General features: G+C 64.4%; 3 protein-coding genes and 1 pseudogene. All 4 read left to right on the top strand.

All coding sequences use genetic code 11. From position 1 onward, the window contains the following. Window positions 1-1,143 (top strand): annotated as a pseudogene (locus FJW08_RS32040) (hypothetical protein); the annotation flags it as partial. Between the two features lie 207 nt (window positions 1,144-1,350). Continuing rightward, complete coding sequence (locus FJW08_RS32035) at window positions 1,351-3,648, top strand: peptidase domain-containing ABC transporter (protein WP_224612877.1); 2,298 nt, start codon at window positions 1,351-1,353, stop codon at window positions 3,646-3,648. 2 nt (window positions 3,649-3,650) lie between these two features. Next, window positions 3,651-5,093, top strand: coding sequence for an HlyD family type I secretion periplasmic adaptor subunit (locus FJW08_RS32030; protein ID WP_348642706.1), 1,443 nt, complete (start codon window positions 3,651-3,653; stop codon window positions 5,091-5,093). Between the two features lie 29 nt (window positions 5,094-5,122). Then, window positions 5,123-6,859: an SEL1-like repeat protein gene (locus tag FJW08_RS32025; RefSeq protein WP_140813736.1), complete on the top strand. Its 1,737-nt coding sequence runs from the start codon at window positions 5,123-5,125 to the stop codon at window positions 6,857-6,859. Window positions 6,860-7,140 lie beyond the last annotated feature (281 nt).

The following is a 7,140-nucleotide window of genomic DNA, read 5'->3' as shown; positions in this document are numbered from 1 at the left end:
GCAACCGGCTCGACCGGAGCAACGGGTTCGACAGGTGCAACGGGTTCGACCGGTGCCACTGGCTCGACCGGAGCGACTGGCTCGACCGGAGCAACCGGTTCTACCGGAGCAACCGGCTCGACCGGAGCGACTGGCTCGACCGGCGCCACGGGTTCGACCGGAGCGACTGGCTCTACCGGAGCAACTGGCTCGACAGGTGCAACGGGAGCGACTGGTTCCACGGGCTCGACCGGAGCAACAGGCTCCACAGGAGCAACCGGCTCGACCGGAGCAACGGGTTCGACAGGTGCAACGGGTTCGACCGGTGCCACTGGCTCGACCGGAGCGACAGGCTCTACTGGAGCAACCGGCTCGACCGGAGCGACGGGCTCGACAGGAGCAACCGGCTCGACCGGAGCGACTGGCTCGACCGGGGCAACCGGCTCGACCGGAGCAACAGGCTCTACTGGAGCAACCGGCTCGACAGGTGCCACGGGCTCTACCGGGGCAACAGGCTCGACAGGTGCAACTGGCTCGACCGGAGCGACTGGTTCGACCGGGGCAACTGGTTCGACGGGCTCGACCGGAGCGACCGGCTCGACCGGGGCAACTGGTTCGACAGGAGCGACCGGCTCGACTGGAGGCACCGGAGCGACCGGCTCAACCGGTCCAACAGGCTCGCCTGGTCCGACAGGGCCGACCGGAGCGACCGGCCCAGGCGGTGAGACTGGTCATGCCAATAACGGCCACGGTAACGGAGAACAGCCCGCGCCTGGTAATTCCGGCGACCATAACAATGCCGACAACGGCTCGCACCAGGGACAGGGCAACTCCGGCAACGGAAATGGCGGCCACAACGCCGCTGTCACGGCCAGCACGCTGGGGCTGAACGACTCGCCGCAATTCCTGCAGTCGAGTTCGACCGGCAGTGACCCCGGCGGTCATGCGTCGTTCCGCAACCTGATCGGGCTTGCGGCCACGACAGTGACGACAGACCTGCTCAATGTCCTCAAGACGATCGGCGGATCTGGCAACGACCACAACAAGCCGTCTGGGGCGAGCACGGATCTCACCTCGGACCAGACAAAGCCTGGCGCCGGCTATGCCAGCAACGACCACACCGTCAAGACGACGCTGAAGGATCTTCTGAAGCCGCATGAGTGAGCGGGAATGTTGACAACGGAGACGGTCCAAATTTGAGGACTGACGCGCGGGCGGCGCCAATGCGAAATCCGCGCGCGCGAAAAGGATTGGCATGAGAGTCGCGCTGTGGATCAATTCGGAGTACAAAAGGGGGATGAACGGTGACCTCGGCGGAGGCACATTGCTCAGGGCATCGGTGAGTTCGCCCGCGTACCGGAAGGCAAGTCCATGGTGAACATCACCGTGAACCCGGAAATCCAGCCGGTCTCGATCCGCGCCGGCACCGAAGGCGCGGCCGACCAGGCGAGCGGTCCCGATCCGGCGGCGCAAACTCCCGGCGGTCCCGCCGAATGCGACATGATCGGGCCACGCCTCAAGGCGATGCTGCGGGCCGCCCGCTATCATGGCGTCGAACTTGACCCCAACGAATTCAAGGCCGTGAGCGCGGTTCCGGCCGCCGCCGATCTGTCGCAGTGGGCGCAGGACGCCGGCATGTGGTCACGCGCCGTGCGCATACGCTGGTCCCACCTTCTGCGCTTCCAGGACGCCGGACCGGTCGTCTTGTTGTTCAACGATGGCGGCGCGGCTTTGCTTATCGGCGCGAGCGCCGAGCGAAACGTCGTCTTCCTGAAAAGTGCGGATGCACCCGACGATGGTGAAGCCGTCGCCATTGACGAGTTGCGGCTGTCGCAGGTTTGGACGGGCGAGGCACTGCTGCTGCGCGCCACACGGTCCTATGTCGCGGCGGACGCCCCCTTCACCCTTCGCTGGCTCGCCGAACTGGTGCGTCTCGAAAGCCATGCCTTGCGCGATATCACCATCGCCTCGTTCACGCTGAGCGTCCTTACCATCCTGCCGCCGCTCATTGTCATGACGGTGGTCAACAAGGTGCTGCAGTTCAACAGCATCTCGACGCTGGTGCTGTTGTCCGCGGTGATCGCCGTGGTTTTCGTCTACGAGACTCTGCTTGGCCATGCGCGGCGACTGATCATCAATGTCGTCGGCGCGCGTCTGGACACCAAGCTGCAGCTGCACGTCTTCAGCCGGCTCTTGCGCCTGCCGCTCGATTATTTCGAGCGCCATCCGGCTGGCGAGACGATGTATCACTTGGCTCAAGTCTATCGTATCCGCGAATTCCTGACCGGAAAGCTCCTCAGCACGTTCCTGGATATGATCACGCTCTGCGTGCTGGTGCCGGTCATGTTCTATATCAACGCTAGCCTCGCCTGGATCGTGCTGACCTGCGCGGTCGTGATCATGCTGATCATCCTTGCGTTTCTCAGACCGCTGCGCCGGAGATACCAGAGGGTGGTCGAAGCAGAGACCTGGAAGGCGGCGGCGCTCGGCGAAACTGTCGTCGGCATCAAGACGGTGAAGGCGCTCGGCCTCGAGCCGCAGCGCAAGGCGCTCTGGGACGAGCGGGTGGCGGAAGCGGGAAAGGCGCGTCTCGCCTTTGGACAGCTGGCAAGCTGGCCGCAGACCATGGTCACGCCGATCGAACGTTTGATGGTGCTCGGCACCATGCTGATCGGCGCCTATCTCGCGATGAACGACCGCTCGGGCTATATGGTCGGCGGCCTGTTCGCCTTCATGATGATCTCCCAGCGTGTAGCGCAGCCGCTGGTCGGCTTGGCGCGACTGGTCGAAGACTACGAGGAGGTCGGTGCGGCGATCGGCGAGGCAGCGTCGGTTCTCAACCGGCCGCTGGAGAGCAGTTCGAATTCCACCGGCCTCAGGCCCAGGCTCGTCGGCGAGGTCACGTTCAGCGACCTGACCTTCAGCTATATCGCGACAAAGACACCGGCGCTCGACCGGGTCAGCTTCCACATTCCCGCCGGCAGCATGTTTGGCATTGTCGGGCGCAGCGGTTCGGGAAAGTCGACCATCGCGCGCCTCCTGCAAGGAATCAACCGCGACTACAGCGGGTTTCTCAAGCTCGATGGCGTCGACCTGAAGGAGATCAACCTGCGCCATCTTCGCCAAGGGCTCGGCGTGGTCCTCCAAGACAACTTTCTGTTCCGCGGATCGATCCGCGACAACATCATCGCCGGGCGCGCAGGCCTGACGCTTTCCGATGCCATGCGTGCGGCGCACCTCGCCGGCGCCCAGGAATTCATCGAACGCATGCCCAATGGCTACGACACCTACATCGAGGAAGGTTCGCCCAATTTGTCAGGCGGTCAAAAGCAGCGGCTGGCAATCGCGCGCGCCCTCATCCACGATCCGACCATCCTCATCCTCGACGAAGCGACCAGCGCACTCGACCCGGAGAGCGAAGCGGTGGTCAGCGCCAACCTCATGCGCATCGCCAGCGGGCGCACGATGATCATCGTTTCGCACCGGCTCTCCTCGCTTACCGAGTGCGATAACATACTGGTCATGGATCAGGGCAAGGTTCTCGACGTCGCGCCGCACGCGACCCTGCTGGAACGATGCGCGCTCTATCGCCAGTTGTGGTCGCAGCAGAACCGGCACCTCGACGGCCGCCACGGCCGCCCGGTCGCCGTTCCGCCGCGGTTGGTTTGACCATGTCGGGCGGCTCACTCGCATCAGGTCTGGCAATCATGAGTAGCACCTCTCTCACCGCCCTCCCCGCTCGGCGGCATCGGATGGAAACGAGGGATCCGACGACGCCGGCCATACTCGAGTTCCAATGGCCGTCGACGGCTGTCGCCAACGCGCCTGTTCCACGGGCTGCGCGCGGCATCGTCTGGATCGTTTCCAGCCTGGTCATCGCGCTGATCGCCCTGGCTGGGCTGATGCCGGTCGATCAGGTCGTAACGACCAGAGGGCTGGTGGTATCGCAATCCCCCAACATAGTCGTGCAACCGCTGGATACAGCGATTGTTCGCTCGATCGAGGTGCGGGAGGGACAGCGCGTCCAGGCCGGCCAGTTGCTTGCCCGCCTCGACGCGACCTTTGCCTCAGCCGACCTGGCGGCGCTGGCGATGCAGGTTTCGACGCTTGAAGCCGAGGTGGCGCGGTTAAAGGCGGAGGCCAGCGGGCAGGCATTCACCTACAACGGCCTCGATCCGAGCTGGACCCTGCAGATGTCGATATTCGAACACCGCAAGGCGGTTTACGACGCCAAGGTGGAGAGTTTCGAACGCCAACGTGACGAACTCAGTTCGGTGATTTCGCGATCGCAATCGGATGCCGACGGCTATCGCCAGCGACTCACGGTCGCCGACTCGATCGAACAGATGCGCAAGCAGCTCGAGGCAAGGCAGGTGGGAAGCCGCCTCAACACGCTCCTGGCCGAGGACAACCGGGCGGAAATGTCCCGGGCGCTCGGCAATGCCGAGCAGACCGCCGAAGCCGCCAAGCGCCAGCAAGCAGGCGTGGCCGCCGAGCGCGACGGCTACATTCAGGGCTGGCGGGGTGAAGTCTCGCAAAGCCTGTCGGAAGCGAGCTCGCGGATCTCCGACGCCCGCGAACTCCTCAACAAGGCAAAGCTTCGAAACCAGTTGGTCGAGTTGAGGAGCCAATCAGATGCCATCGTTCAATCGGTGGCAAAGGTCTCCGTCGGCTCGGTCATGCAGTCAGGCGAGCGCTTCATCACGCTGGTGCCAGAAGATGCGCCGCTCGAGATCGAGACGAACATCGTTGGCAGGAGCAGCGGTTTTGTGCATGTCGGCGACCCGGTGGTTATCAAGTTCGACACCTTCCCCTATTCGCAATACGGCCTCGCCCATGGCACTGTGCGGGCACTCAGCCCCGACTCCTTCTCGGCGCAAGAGCAAGCGCGCGATCCGAACAGCTCCCTGGCCATGCTGCCTTCCGACGCCGAGCCGTTCTATCGGACGCGGATTTCCATCGACCAGGTCGCCCTCCACGGTGTGCCCGCCGGTTTCACCGTCAGCCCCGGCATGCCGGTGACCGCCGACGTCAAGGTCGGCCGGCGCACGATACTCAAGTACATTCTCGGTGTGATGCTGCCGATCGGCCAGGAGGCGATGCGGGAGCCATAGAGTACCGGAGGAATCAAAGGCTCGGATCGATGACAATCCTGGATCGGCTGACTGGTTTCGCCAGCCCGGCGGCATCGTTACGCCGGGCGATCCATCTGTCTGACAGCGGCAAGGTCGCTGAAGCCTTTCCGCTGATGGCGGTAGCGGCGCGCGCGGGGATTGTCGACGCCGAGTACCGGGTCGCGCGGTGCTATCTGGAAGGCTCGGGTGTGCCGCCGAGCCGCATGGAAGGCGCGCGATGGCTGCTTCGGGCAGCCAACCATGGGAGTGCCGATGCGCAGGCGCTCCTCGCCGCTCTCCACGTCACCGGGCTGGTGACGGCGGAAGCTGACGGCAGCGGCTCCGAATCCGGGCATTTGTTCAAACCTGATTCCTCGGGGAAACCAGACTTCACGGCCGCTTTCGACTTTGCCACCAAGGCGGCCGAGGCAGGCTCGGCCACGGGACAGGCGATCCTCGGCTATATCCTTACCAGCGGCCCCACATCGATGCGCGATGTCGATGCGGCACACCGCTGGTACGAGAAGTCGGCTTCCGCCGGCTGCCCCGAAGGGTGCCTGGGCTTTGCCTTGTCGCTGGCTCGCCTCGGCAAGCGCGAGAACAGGGCCAGGATTGCGGACGAGGTGAGACGCGCGGCCGACGCCGGCCTGCCGACCGCAATCTATCTTCTCGCAGTCCTTAGCGAGCACGGGCTCGGCGTGGAACGCGACATGGCTGCAGCTGCGCAACTCTATCAGGCTGCAGCGGAAAAGGGCCTTCCCTCAGCCCAGTTTCGGTTGGGATTAGCGTTGATCGATGGTGGCCTCATCGACCATGATGTCGCTGCCGGAGAGGCGTGGATGCGGCGTGCCGCCTTGGCTGGCAATATCGAGGCAGCCTATCTCCTGGGCGATCGCTATGCGAAGACGCAGCGACCGGATTTTGCGGAAGCCGCGAACTGGTATCGGCGGGCGGCCGAAGCGGGCCACCAGGCCGCCGCCCGCGCTTTGGCCTCGCTCTATTTGACGGGAAACGGTGTGGCCGAGGACGTCGAGGAAGGGGCACGCTGGCTGCGCACTTCTGCAAATGGCGGCAATCAGGAGGCACAGACCGACCTCGCCAATCTTGTCCTCAAAGGAGCCGGCGAGCCCGACGACGGTGCAAGCGTTGCCGGATGGTTCGAGGCGGCCGCATCATCAGGCGACCTCATCGCGGCATTCAACCTTGGACTCTGTTTCGCCAAGGGCGTCGGCGTTCGCCAGAACGAGGGGCAAGCGGCGCACTGGCTGCGACGCGCGGCCGAGGGCGTCGCAGAGGCGCAATATATGTATGCCCGCCTCCTCCAGGATGGACGCGGCGTGGCGGCCGACCCAACTCAGGCCCGCGTGTGGTTTGCGCGGGCCGCCGACGCCGGCGTGCTCGACGCCCGGGTGGCGCTCGCCGAGATGCTACTCAATGGGCGCGGAGGCACGCCCGAGCCCGAGGCTGCAATGCAGCTGTTTGAGCGTGCCGCCGTCGACGGTCACGCCGGGGCGATGTTTGCGCTTGGCGCGCTGTACGGAGCCGGCCACGGCCTGCCGGTCGACCAGACAGCAGCGCAGAAATGGTACGCTGCCGCCGCCGGACGTGGGCATAGCCAAGCCCAACTCATGCTCGGACGTTATCTCTTGAAAGGTCTCGCCGGGGAGCGCGACCCGGTTGCCGCTCGCCTTTGGCTCGAGCGCGCGGCCGCGCACGGTATCGGTGAAGCGGCAGACGAACTCGCCGAGTTCGCCTCTCCACGCTAAAATGGCCATTTCGCCGAAATGTTTGTCCTCTGACTTTGCTGTGTCTGGTTGATCTTTAAATCAGCGAGAAGGCTTTGAAGGTGTTTGCCCGTTGATGGGGGACGAGGCCGTCCCTCCCCTTTTTGCTTCGAGCGTGGCTTTCGGGTCCCCAAGGCGAAGGCTTACATCCCGATGGGGCAGAGATCATAAGAGCTGGCGAGCGCGCTAGAGCGGGATGAGATTTATAAGAGTCGTGGGATTCCCAAATCATCGCAGTTCTGATTCAACATGCATGCTGGGAG

Source organism: Mesorhizobium sp. B3-2-1, from assembly GCF_006439515.1.
Classification (GTDB): domain Bacteria; phylum Pseudomonadota; class Alphaproteobacteria; order Rhizobiales; family Rhizobiaceae; genus Mesorhizobium.
The sequence above is the reverse complement of the archived record's forward strand: the minus strand, read 5'-3'. Positions and strand labels throughout refer to the sequence as shown.

Coding starts and splice junctions, on each gene's coding strand:
- FJW08_RS32035 (WP_224612877.1), top strand. CDS start 1,351: ATGGTGAACATCACCGTGAACCCGGAAATCCAGCCGGTCTCGATCCGC.
- FJW08_RS32030 (WP_348642706.1), top strand. CDS start 3,651: ATGTCGGGCGGCTCACTCGCATCAGGTCTGGCAATCATGAGTAGCACC.
- FJW08_RS32025 (WP_140813736.1), top strand. CDS start 5,123: ATGACAATCCTGGATCGGCTGACTGGTTTCGCCAGCCCGGCGGCATCG.